We start from the raw sequence: 15,436 nt of genomic DNA, 5'->3' as shown, positions 1-15,436 counted from the left end.
GCTTCAATGGCCTCATTAAAGGATCTTAGAGACCGTATCGCTTCGGTTAAAGCAACACAAAAGATCACCAAAGCTATGCAAATGGTTGCAGCAGCAAGGTTGCATCGTGCGCAAGAGGCTGCGCAGTCTGCACGACCTTATGCCAAGAAAATGGCTGATATTTTAACTAGTGTTGCTGCTGATGTGGAGGCTGCTGATGCGCCTGCGCTTATGCGTGGTACAGGGCGAGATGATGTGCATCTCTTGGTGGTGTGTACGGCTGAGCGCGGCTTGTGTGGTGCTTTTAATGTACAAATCGCTCGTCGCGTACGTGGACAGATTAAAGCTCTGTTGGCAGCCGGTAAAATAGTGAGAATTATTACCGTAGGCAAAAAAGGTGCGGATATTTTATCGCGTGATTACAAAAATTTGATAATCGATCACATCGATTTGCATGCTGTAAAGCGTGTTGGTTTTGCAGAGGCAGTGATGATTAGTCAACGAATTGTCGATTTATTCAATGAAGGTGCTTTCGATATCTGTACACTGTTTTATTCTGAATTTGTTTCCGTCATTAATCAGCGCCCAACAGCTTTTGATTTGATTCCAATGGTTGCTCCAAAAGCCGCTGATAAAACAATAGATGTCGTGGAGAAAGCCGATCATAGCACAGATTCACAATCGGTAGTTTATGAGTATGAACCTGATGCTGCTTCTCTTTTAGAGACACTTGTGCCACGCAATCTTTCGGTGCAAATCTTTCGGGCTTTGTTGGAAAATGTTGCTGGTGAAATGGGGGCAAAGATGACAGCTATGGACAATGCATCACGAAATGCCGGTGAAATGATTGATAAATTGACGGTGGCTTATAATCGTCAACGTCAGGCGCAGATTACGACAGAATTAATCGAAATTATTGCGGGCGCTGAAGCGCTTTAAATGGAAAAGGTAAGGATTGATGGTAAAAACAGTAACCTCAAGCAAAGGAACAGAAAAAGCTGAAAAAAAGAAACCGGCTGCTCGTTCCAGTGTGAAAAAAACCGCTTCGAAATCCCAAACGGATGTAAAGGCTTTAGCTGCCTCTGCGCACGATATAGCTAAAGATACACCCGCAAAAAAAGAAGAGCATGCAAAAGGCGCTATTGGTGAAATCAAGCAGGTTATCGGGGCTGTCGTTGATGTGCAGTTTGAAGGGGTATTGCCGAATATTCTCAACGCTTTGGAAACAGAGAATTTAGGTAATCGCTTGGTGTTAGAAGTTGCGCAGCATTTGGGTGAAAATACCGTGCGTACGATTGCTATGGATACGACTGATGGTCTGATGCGGGGCCAAAAGGTTGTGGATACAGGAACGCAAATTAGCGTTCCTGTAGGAGAAGCAACGTTAGGACGTATTATGAATGTGATTGGAGAGCCGGTTGATAATGTGGGACCAATTCCTGCAACCAAAACGCGCTCTATTCATCAAGAAGCACCTGAATATGTTGAGCAATCAACTGTTTCAGAAATTCTCGTCACCGGTATTAAAGTTGTGGATTTACTAGCCCCTTATTCTAAAGGAGGTAAAATTGGATTATTTGGCGGGGCTGGTGTTGGAAAAACCGTTCTTATCATGGAGCTTATAAACAATATTGCAAAAGCACATGGTGGTTATTCCGTATTTGCTGGTGTGGGAGAGCGTACACGTGAGGGAAATGATCTTTATTATGAAATGATTGAAAGTCGTGTGAATGTGAACCCAAAAGAGAATAATGGTTCAACAGAAGGATCAAAATGTGCGCTTGTTTATGGGCAAATGAATGAACCACCAGGAGCACGTGCCCGTGTGGCTCTTTCAGGCTTGACAATTGCAGAAAGTTTTCGTGATGAAGGACAAGATGTTCTCTTCTTTGTGGATAATATTTTCCGTTTCACACAAGCAGGAGCTGAAGTGTCAGCTCTTTTAGGGCGTATTCCTTCTGCTGTGGGCTATCAACCAACTTTGGCAACGGATATGGGAGCGTTGCAAGAACGTATTACAAGTACAAAAACAGGTTCTATTACTTCTGTACAGGCAATTTATGTGCCTGCCGATGACTTGACAGATCCGGCTCCAGCAACATCTTTTGCCCATTTGGATGCAACAACCGTTCTTTCGCGCTCTATTGCTGAAAAGGGAATTTATCCAGCGGTTGATCCACTTGACTCTTTCTCGCGCATGTTGGATCCATTAATTGTGGGTGAAGAGCATTATACTGTCGCTTGTCAGGTGCAAACCGTTTTACAGCGTTATAGAGCACTTCAAGATATTATCGCTATTCTCGGAATGGATGAACTTTCTGAAGATGACAAATTACTGGTGGGACGGGCGCGTAAAATTGAACGGTTCCTTTCGCAACCTTTCCATGTAGCAGAAGCTTTTACCGGTTCGCCGGGAAAACTGGTCCCTTTAGAAGAAACAATCAAAGGATTTAAAGGTCTTTGTGCTGGTGAGTATGATGATTTGCCAGAAGCTGCTTTTTATATGGTTGGTTCAATTGAGGAAGCACTTGAAAAAGGAAAGCGTCTCATGGCAGAGGCTTCTTAGGAAGGACAAATCTATCATGAATGTTGGTCGTTAAAAAGGACAAGTCGTTGAAGAAAACAGACAGTCCTTATATCGAGTATTATGGAGACTTTTGTGGAAAGCAATAGAGAAAAACAGTTTTTGTTTGAGCTTGTATCCCCTGAAAAGATTGTGCTTTCAGAGCAGGTGCTGTCTGTTGTTCTTCCTTCAGCCTCGGGTTCTTTGACAGTTATGGCGCATCATGCACCCTTAGTGGCAAGTATTGAGTTGGGTAGTGTGCGTGTTCGTACTTCTTTGGGCGAAAAATTATTTGCTGTTTACGGAGGCGTTGCGAATATTACATTTTTAGGATGCTCGTTATTGGTAGAACATGTTGTGGCTGTAGAACATCTTTCTTTTGATGTATTAGAACAGCGGATTTTGCAGGTTCAGGCAACATTAGAGGGAGGAACAAGTGATGAGGATAATCATAAAATAGAGGATTTTTTCAAGCAATTGTCAGCTGAAGGTGCTGTGTTGATAGAAGCGTAGCAAGAATATACAGGAAAAAGTGACATGAGCGGAAAAAAGAGTACGGTTGTGTCTGCTAAAAGAGGCGGAAAGCCTTTCCCTCATCCTGGTCGTGTTTTCGCAGGACCTTTGCCAAAGTGTTTTGTTTATATTTTTGCTTCGCTCGTGTTGCAGTGGGCTTATGGCTTAGGGGCAAATATTGTTCAGTCTAATATTTTCCATCTTACGGGTGATTTTCACGCAACTTTGGCCGAGACGACATGGTTGGTAGCGGCTTATATGGCGCCAAATGTGAGTGTAGCGATTATGCTGATCAAAATCCGCTATCAATTCGGGTTGCGTGCTTTTGCTGAATTATCAATCCTTGGTTTCGTTTTGGTTTGCGTGTTGCAGCTCTTTGTTACCGACTTGCGTTCTGCTTTGATTATTCGTTTTTTTGCCGGGATTGCTGCTGCACCTTTAGCTTCGCTTGCATTGCTTTATATGATGGAGGCTTTTGCTCCAGCAAAGAAGTTTACGGTGGGCCTTAGTTTGAATTATATGAATGCGGCTTTAGCGGCACCTTTATCACGTTTGATTTCGCCTGATTTGCTCGAAAATGGTGGATTTTCCAGTCTTTCCGCTTTGGAAATGGGGTTGGTTCTTATCAGCTTGGTTTGTATCTATACTTTGCCACTGACGCCAGTTGTTCGCAGTAAGGTTATTCAAAAGTTAGATTGGATAAGCTATGGTTTGATTGCTCTTGGCCTTGGATTAAATGCTGTGATTATGTCGGTTGGCATATTGTATTGGTGGTATGAAGCACCATGGATTGGTTGGGGGCTCGCATTTGCTATTTTCACGTTGGCTATTGCTATTATTATTGAGCTTAATAGAGAAAAACCATTGATTGATTTACGTTGGATTTTTAGTAAAGAAATGGTCCAATCTGTTTTTATTTTATTTATCTTTCATGTTTTCTTGCTGGAGAGGTCAAGTTTGCCCGTAGGGTTTTTTAATCTTTTTGGTTTGCTCAATCGTGAGATGACGCCCATGTATCTTGCGGTGACTTTGGGTACTCTGTTAGGGGGGGGCGTTTGTGTCCTTTTTTTACGGGCAGGGCGTGAGGATTATTTTTATTTGTTATCTTTGGGGTGTTTGGCGCTGGGAGCTTATTTAGACAGTCATGTAAACCATTTAACACGTCCGCAAGATATGATGTTGAGCCAAGGATTGGTGAGTTTTAGTTATGCACTGTTCTTACCGCCGGCTCTTTGCAAAGGGTTTGTGATCGCTGGTGTGCGTGGACCACGTTACGTTTTAAGTTTTATTGCTGTTTTTTTGCTAACACAAGTGACAGGAGGATTGATGGGATCAGCTCTTTTTGGTAGCCTACAGTTTTATTTTGCCCATAAGAACTTCGAGTCCTTAACACAAAATATTGTTGTAACGGATCCGCTTATTTCTAGTGAGATGAATACTTTATTTTCGCCTTCTTATGGTGCTTCTGTTCCCAATGGCTGGGGGAGTGAGCAGGGAACATCTTTGTTGATAGAGAAATTTAAGTTAACGGCAAATATTTTTGCATATGATGACGTTTTTCGGCTTTATTTTTATATTTCAATGGCTGTATTCGTTATTTTTCTTGTCACAATGATTGTTAAGTCATGTTCTTTGCGTACTTTAGAAAAAGTAGAGTAATGTCATAGAAAGAGGGGTGTAAAAATGATAAAAGCCTTACGGTCAAAAGCTACGATTGTTGCATTCCTATCAGGTATTACGGGTGTTTTGCTGATTTTGTGGGCTTGGAGGCTCCCGCCTTTTGTGAGTGATATTCAAATAACCGATAATGCTTCCATTAAGGGCAATGTGACGCTGGTCAGTTCACAGATTTCTGGAGTGATTGCACGTATTTATGTGCAAGATTATCAACGCGTTGAAAAGGGAATGCTGCTCTTTGAGCTCGATGATTCTCTGTTTCGTCAGCAGCTTGCAAGGGCACAGGCTGTTCTCGATTCAAAAAATGCAAAACTCGCAAGTATTGAATTGCAAGCACAGTTTTTACAAGGCGAAATTAATGTAGCAGAAGTAGAATTGGCACGTTCAAGAGCATTCTCAAATGTCATGACTAATAGTAAAAAGTTAGGCTTTGGTGATGCCGAAAGTTCCGTTTCTCGCCCTCTTTCACAACTCTTGACGACACTGGAAACAAAACGACAATTGCAAAAACAATTAAATCTTGAACGACAGAGTTTACAGTCAGAAGTTGCAGGAGCAAAGGTGAGTGTCGAGTTGGCAAAACTTAATCTCGGTCATACAAAAGTTTTATCGCCGCAAACAGGCTATATTGGATTAGTTGGGGCGCGGGTAGGGCAATATGTTATGCCAGGTACACAGCTGGTTTCTGTTATTTCTGATGATATTTGGATTATTGCTAATTATAAGGAAACACAGCTTTCTCAGATGCGTGTGGGACAACCAGTTGTTTTTTCCGTTGATGCATTGAATAATAAAAAATTAACAGGGCGTGTGGTTCGTTTTGCACCTGCTACAGGCTCAGAGTTTTCGTTGTTAAAAACAGATACAACAATAGGTAATTTTATCAAAATTGCACAACGTATTTCTGTACGGATTGCTTTAGATCCTGGCCAGGAAGGAATTGAAAAACTTATTCCTGGCATGTCTGTGGTTACCTATGTGGATACTTCAAAGCGGGTCGATTCTGGAGGATAAAATTTTGGGTTTTTTCAGTTTAATTTTTATGCCTTTTACTTATAGCAAGTGGGTCTTTACTTTAGAAGATTGCGTTTGGTTTTTTATGATATATCTCTTAAAGCTCTTAAAATTCTTATTTGTTATGCTGTAAAATAAGCTTTTTTAGAACATTAAAGCGCATGCATTCTTTTTAATCATTTCTATTTCTTTTGAAATAACTTAGGAAAGGAGAATGAGATATTGAAAACTTGCTTGTCATTTCTAGTAACACTGTTCTTTGAGGTGTGGTGATGTCGATCGCATGCATGGATAGTGGCTGGAGCTTGCTAGATAAAATGCCAGATTGTTATCAGCCTTGGGTGCAATTCTTGTCCTTTAAGGTGCAGTAAGAAGGCGCTTCTTTTTTATTCGAGGATATTCCTTGTAGGATATTGGCAATGGTATGAGAAAGATCATTAAGATCTCTCTCTGATACATGTGTTATCATAAGTAATGTGTGTTGTGTGTGTAATAATGTTGAGTTTGAAAATTGTCGCTATAGTTTTACAGTGACGAACCTATAATCGGATATAGAATATTGTAATCTATAAATAGAGCGTCCAAAATATGGTTCCCAGAATAGAAAGAGCCAATAAAAGATGTGCAAATGGTTTGATTTATTGTTGTATAACTTCATTAAAATCGTTACCTATCGAAATGAATATGTTTTCATTTCCGTATAGCTATTTAAACACTTTACTGTTCATTATGTGTTTTGATATTGCTTGGAGGGCGCTTAAAAGCATCTATTCTTGTGCTTATAATCTTTTTTCTCTTTTTTAGATCTTTCTTTTCTATGACGTTTTAGGTTCTTTTAATATTCTTTCTCAAGTTCATTTTCTGCTATTCGGATTTTCATAATTTTTTGAAGTTCTTGCCAATCCATATATTATTTCCTATTTTTCGTAGTTTTTTATCTTTTTTAAAATCTTTTACGCTATAGATTTTTTCGCAACCAGCGGTGATAATGGCAATGGAAAGCAGCAGTGTTATGGTAATGACTTTGTTCATGATTTTGCTTCTTTTTTTCAATTTAATGACCACGGAGTGGTTGCGTATAATCTTTGTATTGTTTTCTAAATTTTTTCGTTTCACGTTCTTCTTTTTCTTGTTGGATTATTGACGAGGCTTCCATTTGTAGAACTCGTATTCGTAAATCTGTAGGACTGCGTAATGGGTTTGAAGAGGGGTGCTTTAGGATTTTTAAGTTGGTCAATGGGTGTTTTATGGTTTTTTGTTTTTCACGCGCTTTTTCGTAAATAGCTTGTTTTTTGTTGTGCTGTTGTGCTTTGGCTTTTTGTCCATCAAAAATATTAACCGCGGCTTTTGATTTTGCGTTTTTCAATGGTTCTTTGTATAAGGATTTTTCTTTCCTTTTTTCAGTATTTTCGTGGTCATTGACACTTGCTAATTTTTGAAAGTGATTAAAATTAGAGCGGTGGAGAGCATGACTCTTTTGCTTGTTCAATATTCTTGGAAGAGCAGTGGATATTTTGTTTAATAGACCATATGGTCTTTTTATTTCATCGAGTGGATTTTTAAATGGGCAAGCTGTTGTTTGTTTTGTACAATGTGTTCAGTCAAATTTTTAATCTGCTCTATGTTTTGGTAAAATGCATTGTAACCAAAGAAAAGAATAACTGCGAAAATATGTGTTTGAAATTCAAAGGACACCGGACAGACGGCCGTTGCGAAACATTCCTTTTGTTTAAAGGAAAATTTTTTGGAAAAAAAATCTGTTCGTGAGAGAGGTATGAGTTTTCAATATCAAGATATGCCCTCTTTTCTTAGTTAAGATGATAAGCGAGGATATCTAAAGTAAAAGTATAAGTTTTTCTAGTATTAATTTGTTTTTTTTAATCTATAGATCATGAATCTCGGATAAGTTTGAGCTTAAATTAGGTTGTTAACTTATTATACCGTGAATATTCCCTCATTTGAGGTGTGACCACCTATGCATGGATAGTGGAGGAGCCTGCTAGACAAAAAGCTGGATTATAGATTCTGAGATGAAGAGAAGATTTATTCTTGGGGAAAGACGTAAAGTTAGGAAAAAGGCATTAAAGTGTGGTGTTTTGTAAACTATAAAAAGTGCCCGCTTTGAAACGGGCATTAAATAGAAGAGGTTGTTGGTTGCGTGATTAATTTTTACGTATCAGCAAGAGGCTTGCTAAAACAACTCCTGCTAACAATGCGAGGGTTTTTTTAGGGTTTTCTTTCGCTTTTTTCTTTAATTCTGTAGCATGTTCGTTGAGGTGGTAAAGTGCGTGACAGCCCTTTTGTTTCCATGTGTTGAACAGCTCAGAAATATTTTCAAAGCTATCATTTTGAGAATTCCAATGATTTACCGGGACGAGCTCTTTCTTTAATTGTGCAATACGTTTTTTAATTTTAGCATTTTTGCTATGGGGTGAAATTAAATACATTTGTTAACTCCTTCATGTACTATATTGTTGCATAATTGTTGGAATTGTGTTTGGGGTTTCGCTATAACGGCTTGAAAATTGAAAGGTTGCATTGATTAGGCGGCTTGTGGGGATGATGAAAATTAAGAGTTTGGGTTTAAGGAGGCACTTCTCTTAATATGCTTAAGTTCATTTCATGATGGTATTATAAGATAAAAGATTTGGCAAAATGGTGTAAGGCCTATTGTGCACCGCTCTCTCTATTTCATAGAGGTATAAGCGGGTATTTTCATTTTTTTGCTTACTTAAAGTGTTGGGATAGTTTGAGGCGCTTGAAACGATTTATAAGGCATCCTTATTTATAGTTTTTATCTACATGTTTGCGTGTGGGTGCATAGGGGTGTAGTCTTGCTTCTAAAAAGATTTAAAATGAGAGAATCTTACGATATTTAAGTTTGCCATTCAATTTTGTAACAATATAGATTATTGTAAATCAACATGTTGGATTAATTGAATGGTGTCTTTCATGCATTATTTAAAATTGTGCTTTGATAAGCATAGATAAGCATAAGGTGTTGCGTTGTAAAATACTGTTCGGCTACGATATTGGTGTAAAATATAGGCATACAGCTTAAAAATACAGTATTGTTTCTGTTTAATTTCAGTTTCTTTTTGAAGCAACCAAGTGTAAAAGTATAAACTTGAACGCGATAGGTGAAGTTTATCCAGTATGTTTAGAGAATGAATCGCACTTATGAGCTGAATTGCATCAGTCGTTAGCAGGTGAATCTAGAGCAATCTTTTAGATTGGAGGGGGCGTATAGTTTTCATCCTTTTAGGTGTGTGGAGGAAGTCAATGTAAATGATGATTGATAGCGCAGGTTTTGAAAATTTGAGGACTTGATGAGTACGACCTATTCTTTATCTAAACCACTTGAGCGTCGTCGGTCTGTTGGTGTTGCTGTTGGTGATGTGGTGGTGGGTGGCAATAATCCGATTGTTGTGCAGTCAATGACAAATACAGATACAGCAGATGTTGATTCAACTGTTGCGCAAGTTGCTGCTCTTTGGCAAGCTGGTTCTCAATTAGTTCGAATTACTGTTGATCGCGATGAAGCGGCGGCGGCTGTACCAAAAATACGGGAAAGATTAGAGAGATTAGGACTTTTTGTACCATTGGTTGGGGATTTTCATTATATTGGCCATAAACTTTTAGCTGAGCATCCGGCATGTGCTGAAGCACTTGCAAAATATCGTGTCAATCCTGGAAATGTCGGTTTTGGTGCAAAAAAAGATCGCCAATTTGCAGAAATTATTGAGATTGCTTGTCGCTATCATAAGCCTATTCGCGTTGGGGTAAATTGGGGCTCTCTTGATAATGTGTTGTTGACACGGCTGATGAATGAAAATGCACAGCAGGAAAATCCCTTATCAGTTGCTGAAGTCATGCGGGAAACGGTTGTTCAGTCGGCTTTGTTTTCGGCTGTTTTCGCTGAAGAGCTTGGGTTGGGGCGCGATAAGATTATTCTTTCTGCTAAAGTAAGTGATGTTCAAGATCTTATCGCTGTCTATACTAGTTTGGCAGCGCGTTGTGATTATGCTCTTCATTTGGGTTTGACAGAAGCAGGAATGGGAACAAAGGGGATTGTTGCTTCTTCGGTGGCTTTGGGTATTTTATTACAGCAAGGGATTGGCGATACCATACGAATTTCTCTAACACCAGAACCTGGTGGTGATCGGACACGAGAAGTAAAGGTAGGACAAGAGCTGTTGCAAGTGATGGGGTTTCGGCAATTTTTGCCTGTTGTTGCGGCTTGCCCTGGTTGTGGTCGTACAACTTCAACAGTATTTCAGCAATTAGCGCAAAAAATTGAAGCGGATTTACACAAAAATATGCCCGTTTGGCGTGAAAAGTACCCTGGTGTTGAAAGTTTAAAGGTTGCTGTGATGGGGTGTATCGTCAATGGACCTGGAGAATCAAAACATGCAGATATCGGTATTTCATTGCCTGGTGTGGGAGAAAGTCCAGCAGCACCTGTTTTTATCGAAGGACAAAAGGTAAAAACTTTGCGTGGGGATCATATTGCTGAAGATTTTGAAGCACTTTTGAGTGATTATATTCATACACGCTTTGGGCAAGGGTGAGGGAGATGCTTACACAAAGTTGAAGCAAAAGGGAGGGAAGAATTCGTCACATATCCCCATAAAAAAACGCTTCATGCTTTAAGTCTCAACACGAAGGGGATATAATCACCCTAAGCAATGGTATTTTACAGTAGAAATAGGCGATCCCTTAAAGTCAATATATTAATAGAGTTAAGAATAGGGCAAATAGAGTATCCGATTTTGTAGTTATCATAACATTGATTATTATTATTTTTGCTTTTTACCTTCTCTGGAAGAGAGCTCTTTAAGAATCTTCTTAAGGAAAACGATATCATTATTAAGCTAACTTATAACAACACCAATAAAAAGCTCCCAGATAAGCCATCATAAAAGAATTGTACACATGCAATCTTTTATAGTTCCTCAAAAAAACAAGAAAGTCATCTCTCACAATCGAATCATTTTTCTATAAAAAATTTGCAGCCCTGCATTCATTTTAAAGCGAAAAGTAAAAACACACTTCGCCCCTGCATTCACCAATATATCAAAAGAAATTACCACTGGAAAAGATATAAAAGGTTTAGCTCTTAATCCCTAAAACGGAATATCCACAATCCATTCCCGTTTTCAAATATATTCTCATTTTAAAACCAATGCAATGAGGGCATAGCGCTCCAAAATTCACTAGAAAGCGAAAATTGAAAATACGCTCTACCCTTGCATTCATCAATATATCTAAAGAGAGCTTATCACTGGAAGAAAGATAAAAGGCTCAGTCCTTAACCACTAAAACTGAACGCCCGCGATACATTCCGGTTTTCAAATCAATATGATGAGGGCGACGCAATTCACCAGAATTTTTATCCTCAATATAAGTTGGCGCTTTCAGAGCATCAGCCGAACGGCGCATGCCCCTCTTCGCTGGAGAGGTTTTTCGTTTAGGTACAGCCATAAAAAGACACTCCAAATCCATTAAAATAGAAAAAGCAATGCCAAAAATGACAATGCTTCAGTTAAAAACACCGTAAAATTCAGAGACATTATACACTGATAAAAAAGAAGAGGCAATGTCAAAATGGTCTTGCTTGTGCCAAAAACGATCTTCTTGTTATCAAAAATGATGTAATAATAACGAAGTGAATATCAAAAATATCGTAAAATGTGAGTATTTTATACAAAAATGAAAGATTTTTATGCAATTTTTATTTGGTTTTAAAAGAAATTTGCGCATACAGTGTGGAGCTATAGACAAAAAAAGAAATTGATTTTTAATAAAAATCTACGCAAATTTATGAAAACAAGAAAAAGCAACAACTTCTCTCTTTAAACTTTATAATTTTATTTTTGTACAAACAAAGGAAGCAAGAATGCATGAATTTACCAATCTTCTTGCAAAACATGGTCATATCGTTGAAAAAAGACTAAATACGCTGTTAAGTGATCAAATCCAAAGTGGTGAAATTTCACGCCCTGAAAACTTGATCAAAGCTATGCGCTATGGTGTGCTAAACGGTGGAAAACGTCTGCGTCCTTTTCTTGTGATTCAAAGTGCCGCACTTTTTGATATCCCTGTAGAATATTCTCTTGATGTTGCATGTGCCTTGGAGTGTATCCACTGTTATTCGCTCATTCACGATGATCTTCCAGCTATGGATAATGATATACTCCGGCGCGGAAAACCTACCGTCCACATAGCATTTGATGAAGCAACAGCAATTTTAGCAGGCAATGCCCTCTTGACATTGGCCTTTGAAATTATTGCTCATAAAGCTTGTGTACTCTCTACAGATATGAGAATAAAACTGCTTACGTCTCTTGCTCAATCGGCAGGACTTGGTGGTATGATAGGTGGACAAATGCTAGATCTTGAAGCTGAAAAAAAGTCACAAGAGAGTACTGATGACATCATCACACTACAACGTATGAAAACCGCAGCGCTGATAAGCTTTGCTTGTCAAGCAGGCGCTATTATTGGCAATGCATCGAAAGAATTAACCGAAAAACTTACGGATTTTGGTACATATCTTGGTTTAGCATTTCAATTAACCGATGATCTTCTGGATGTGATTGCCAATACACAAACCCTAGGAAAAACTGCTGGAAAAGATGAAATAGCCAAAAAAGCGACTCTTGTTCGTCTTTATGGCATTGAAGAAACCCAAAAAAAGCGAGATGCCTTCATCAAAAAAGCAGAAGCCCTTTTACACCCTTTTGATGCTAAAGCACTTCCTCTTCTACAAGCAGCCCGTTTTAGTGCAACACGAAAAAATTAAACTTTATCTGCCCTATTGATACTAGAATGCATAATAGATGCTTCAAAGAAACTTCAATATCGTTGATTTATATTATAGTTCTTATCATGACGTGGATTTGACAAGGATTGGGAATATTAAAATAAGCGCGTGAATTTATAATATAAATGCATTCTAGGTGTTTCTGTTTTTCATGAGGAATGTTCCCAATTAAAGAATGAAAAAAAGCGTGACGTAATGCGTATTCTATGCTTTAAAAGATGTTATCGTGGATGCTTTAAAGCCGAATAAAAATAACCGTAAAGAAAGAAACTTATTGTCTCATTTACGGCTTTATTTTCTAACGATAAAACAAAAAATAAACGGTATAACGGTATAAAGATAAAGCAGGGGGTTTTATAAACCCACAAAAGACAATCAAGAAATACAACGTTACGCTAGAAAAAAATGGACTACCGTAGAGAGTTATCGTTTTTACGCCTTTCGATGCTATTTTATTGTAGAAGTTCAAACTTATTGTAGAAGAGTAAATAGGACTACATTTTGTAAATTCATCGTGTTATTGGCTTGCTTTCTAAAAACACTAGTCCAAAAGCGGTTGTTATTCAGGTTAAAGCATCATTTTTTTGAAATTTATTGTTAAAAGATCAGAAAAAATGAATATAATGGCTATTTTGAATGCTATGTCTTCCTCAAAAAGGAGGTATAATTCAAAAGTTCTACAAATATCTTTTATTATCTAGAAAAAATATCCAAAATGAGAATGAAAGATGCCAAAAAACTATCTTAGTAAAATGATTCGTATTTTAAAGAAAACAGTGGTAAAATCTACTAAATATACCAATAATAAGATCGGCAATGAGAGAATCTTATTCGGATAGACTATAAATTTTTCTACTATCTATGAGCAATATTTAGCGAGATAGTGTCAAAACGTGCAAGCAAGAATGGAAAAATTATTGTGTACCACGATTATTCTTTAATAAGGGCGTAATCCAACACAATCAGTTTTCAATTATGTCAATAATTCTTGGTGCTTGAAAGTGTTCATGAGAGACATTTTTACTCCTTTTCTATCGTATTTTTACTTTCATACAAGCTTTGTTTGTGACGTTTTAGAAGCAAATCGGCATCATTATTATATTTGTCAGCTCTTAGGTGTTACGACAGCTCTTGCATTAAGATGATTCATAAAAACCATTTTTACTCCTTTCTTAGACAGTTTTTATCCACACACTCGTTCTGCTTTTGACATGCAAGCGAATGGTTTTGATTGATTCAAGATAAAGAGATTTGAAATAAAAGAATCTTACGTTATTCGTGGTTCCAATTCAATATAAATAACGATAAATTATCATTATAAATCAATATCTTGTAGAGTGCGATTTGAATTGATTTAACATATCCAGATGTGGAGTGAGAAAAATTAACGATATTCAAGGCTTTAATTTAATATGGGTAACGCTATATTATTTATAAATTAGTCTTTTATATATTAAGCAAGCAAATGAGGCGTTAGGAGGTTATTTTGCCGAAAAGTTGGAGTGTTTACAGATTGGTGCTGGTTAGGAAATTTTGTCCTTGAAGGTATAAAGGATGCTAAAAAAATAAAACCAGCAAAAAAGCTGGTTTTATCAAAATGTCTTGTTATGATGAAAGGTGTGTTATGTTATGCAGCGTATACAGCTTTGCTACCTTCATCTGTTTCTTCTCTCTCAGCTTTAAAATCACGTTTTGGCTTTTTGGAGAGATGCATCTCTATGAGATTGATAGCTTCTGTTTCAGAAAAACTATTAATAACCGCAATTTCGCGGGCCATTCTTTCAAGAGCAGCAGTATAAAGTTGACGCTCAGAGTATGATTGTTCAGGCTGTAGGTTAGAGCGGAAAAGATCACGGACCACTTCTGCGATGCAAATAAGATCTCCTGAGTTGATTTTTGCATCATATTCTTGCGCTCGGCGTGACCACATGGTTCGTTTAACACGTGCTTTTCCGTGTAAGATTTTTAAGGCACGCTCGACGGAATCACCAGCAGATAATTTACGCATTCCAATGGAGAGGGCTTTTGCAATGGGGACTTTGATATCCATTTTATCTTTCGCAAAATGAATGACAAAAAGTTTTAATTTGTGTCCTGCAACTTCTTGATCTTCAATCGCTATAATTTGTCCCACTCCATGGGTAGGATAGACGATATATTCAGAGGTTGCAAATTCTTTAGTTTTAGAGGATGTTCCATGTTGGGATGCCATATTTTAGTTTACTCCCTTATGATCAACAAATGTATCGGAAAACAGGCTATAAACCTGAGGGTTAAGTTTTCTTTAACCAAGTATATTGTATCAATTAAGTGAGCATAAAAGTCGCGTACTTTTAAATTCAAAAAAAAATACATCGCTTTACTACAAAAAGCAAAGAAAAATACTTAGAAAGATGATCACGTTAAAATAACACTAACATCAAATATCAAAAGAATCAATCATTTCGCTTAAGGATTTTTTATTTTTACAAGATAGTCTTTATAAGCGCTGAAGGAGGAGGTCGTGCACTGTATCATTATTCTTCCCCACTTCCTGGATTCTCTGAAAAATACTTTTCTAGTTTGTTTGGAACGCCATCCATTTCTTTTGCTTGAGGGAGAGGATCTTTTCGAGTTGTCAGATTAGGCCATTTGTTTGCATAATGAAAATTAAGTTCTAACCACTTTTCGAGTCCTGGTTCGGTATCAGGTATGATCGCTTCCGCTGGACATTCCGGCACGCACACACCACAATCGATACATTCATCAGGGTGAATGACTAACATATTCTCACCTTCATAAAAACAATCGACAGGGCATACTTCAACGCAATCAGTATATTTGCAATGAATGCAGTTATCAGTTACGACATGAGTCAAGATCTA

13 protein-coding genes are annotated in these 15,436 nt (G+C 37.8%); 7 read left to right on the top strand and 6 right to left on the bottom strand.

Features of this window, described 5'->3' with window-relative positions; genetic code table 11:
• The first annotated feature begins 6 nt into the window (after positions 1–6).
• From MCY_RS00755 to MCY_RS00735, 5 genes are all read left to right on the top strand, one after another.
• A complete protein-coding gene (locus MCY_RS00755; RefSeq protein ID WP_007346454.1) occupies positions 7–918 on the top strand; it encodes a F0F1 ATP synthase subunit gamma in 912 nt (303 codons plus the stop codon).
• Between the two features lie 19 nt (positions 919–937).
• On the top strand, positions 938–2,545 hold the full coding sequence (atpD, locus tag MCY_RS00750) for a F0F1 ATP synthase subunit beta (RefSeq protein WP_007346453.1): 1,608 nt from the start codon (positions 938–940) through the stop codon (positions 2,543–2,545).
• Positions 2,546–2,638: 93 nt separating this feature from the next.
• A complete protein-coding gene (locus MCY_RS00745) occupies positions 2,639–3,055 on the top strand; it encodes a F0F1 ATP synthase subunit delta/epsilon (RefSeq protein WP_007346452.1) in 417 nt (138 codons plus the stop codon).
• Positions 3,056–3,079: 24 nt separating this feature from the next.
• Positions 3,080–4,714: a hypothetical protein gene (locus MCY_RS00740; protein WP_007346451.1), complete on the top strand. Its 1,635-nt coding sequence runs from the start codon at positions 3,080–3,082 to the stop codon at positions 4,712–4,714.
• 24 nt (positions 4,715–4,738) lie between these two features.
• Entirely contained in the window at positions 4,739–5,746 is a 1,008-nt protein-coding gene (locus MCY_RS00735; RefSeq protein ID WP_007346450.1) for an HlyD family secretion protein, read from the top strand.
• Between the two features lie 876 nt (positions 5,747–6,622).
• Here MCY_RS00735 and MCY_RS09360 read toward each other — a convergent pair.
• The 3 genes from MCY_RS09360 to MCY_RS00720 form a co-directional block, all read right to left on the bottom strand.
• Positions 6,623–6,778, bottom strand: a complete 156-nt coding sequence (locus tag MCY_RS09360) for an EexN family lipoprotein (protein WP_155887027.1) — start codon at positions 6,776–6,778, stop codon at positions 6,623–6,625.
• Positions 6,779–6,800: 22 nt separating this feature from the next.
• The gene (locus MCY_RS00725; RefSeq protein WP_019224252.1) at positions 6,801–7,235 is read right to left on the bottom strand and encodes a hypothetical protein; all 435 of its coding nucleotides are present in this window, start codon (positions 7,233–7,235) and stop codon (positions 6,801–6,803) included.
• Between the two features lie 673 nt (positions 7,236–7,908).
• On the bottom strand, positions 7,909–8,193 hold the full coding sequence (locus MCY_RS00720) for a hypothetical protein (RefSeq protein ID WP_007346449.1): 285 nt from the start codon (positions 8,191–8,193) through the stop codon (positions 7,909–7,911).
• An 882-nt stretch (positions 8,194–9,075) separates the two neighbouring features.
• Between MCY_RS00720 and ispG the strand changes: the two genes are divergently transcribed.
• Positions 9,076–10,317, top strand: a complete 1,242-nt coding sequence (gene ispG / locus MCY_RS00715) for a flavodoxin-dependent (E)-4-hydroxy-3-methylbut-2-enyl-diphosphate synthase (RefSeq protein WP_007346448.1) — start codon at positions 9,076–9,078, stop codon at positions 10,315–10,317.
• Between the two features lie 733 nt (positions 10,318–11,050).
• Here ispG and rpmF read toward each other — a convergent pair.
• Positions 11,051–11,230 carry a 50S ribosomal protein L32 gene (gene rpmF, locus MCY_RS00710; protein ID WP_005774555.1) on the bottom strand — a complete coding sequence of 60 codons (180 nt, stop codon included), beginning with the start codon at positions 11,228–11,230 and terminating at the stop codon, positions 11,051–11,053.
• Between the two features lie 415 nt (positions 11,231–11,645).
• On the opposite strand from rpmF, the gene MCY_RS00705 reads away from it, so the two are divergent.
• Positions 11,646–12,551: a polyprenyl synthetase family protein gene (locus MCY_RS00705; protein WP_007346447.1), complete on the top strand. Its 906-nt coding sequence runs from the start codon at positions 11,646–11,648 to the stop codon at positions 12,549–12,551.
• 1,648 nt (positions 12,552–14,199) lie between these two features.
• Here the strand turns inward: MCY_RS00705 and MCY_RS00700 are convergent.
• Both MCY_RS00700 and fdxA read right to left on the bottom strand, forming a co-directional pair.
• Positions 14,200–14,784: a CarD family transcriptional regulator gene (locus MCY_RS00700; RefSeq protein ID WP_007346446.1), complete on the bottom strand. Its 585-nt coding sequence runs from the start codon at positions 14,782–14,784 to the stop codon at positions 14,200–14,202.
• A 304-nt stretch (positions 14,785–15,088) separates the two neighbouring features.
• Positions 15,089–15,430, bottom strand: coding sequence for a ferredoxin FdxA (gene fdxA, locus MCY_RS00695; protein ID WP_007346445.1), 342 nt, complete (start codon positions 15,428–15,430; stop codon positions 15,089–15,091).
• Positions 15,431–15,436 lie beyond the last annotated feature (6 nt).

It is taken from the genome of Bartonella rattimassiliensis 15908 (genome assembly GCF_000278215.1).
Classification (GTDB): Bacteria; Pseudomonadota; Alphaproteobacteria; order Rhizobiales; family Rhizobiaceae; genus Bartonella; species Bartonella rattimassiliensis.
This window is presented reverse-complemented; position numbering and strand designations above follow the sequence as displayed.

Excerpts from the sequence above, each read along its gene's own strand:
- MCY_RS00755 (WP_007346454.1), top strand. The coding sequence starts at position 7 with ATGGCCTCATTAAAGGATCTTAGAGACCGTATCGCTTCGGTTAAAGCA.
- atpD (WP_007346453.1), top strand. The coding sequence starts at position 938 with ATGGTAAAAACAGTAACCTCAAGCAAAGGAACAGAAAAAGCTGAAAAA.
- MCY_RS00740 (WP_007346451.1), top strand. The coding sequence starts at position 3,080 with ATGAGCGGAAAAAAGAGTACGGTTGTGTCTGCTAAAAGAGGCGGAAAG.
- MCY_RS00735 (WP_007346450.1), top strand. The coding sequence starts at position 4,739 with ATGATAAAAGCCTTACGGTCAAAAGCTACGATTGTTGCATTCCTATCA.
- MCY_RS09360 (WP_155887027.1), bottom strand. The coding sequence starts at position 6,778 with ATGAACAAAGTCATTACCATAACACTGCTGCTTTCCATTGCCATTATC.
- MCY_RS00720 (WP_007346449.1), bottom strand. The coding sequence starts at position 8,193 with ATGTATTTAATTTCACCCCATAGCAAAAATGCTAAAATTAAAAAACGT.
- ispG (WP_007346448.1), top strand. The coding sequence starts at position 9,076 with ATGAGTACGACCTATTCTTTATCTAAACCACTTGAGCGTCGTCGGTCT.
- rpmF (WP_005774555.1), bottom strand. The coding sequence starts at position 11,230 with ATGGCTGTACCTAAACGAAAAACCTCTCCAGCGAAGAGGGGCATGCGC.
- MCY_RS00705 (WP_007346447.1), top strand. The coding sequence starts at position 11,646 with ATGCATGAATTTACCAATCTTCTTGCAAAACATGGTCATATCGTTGAA.
- MCY_RS00700 (WP_007346446.1), bottom strand. The coding sequence starts at position 14,784 with ATGGCATCCCAACATGGAACATCCTCTAAAACTAAAGAATTTGCAACC.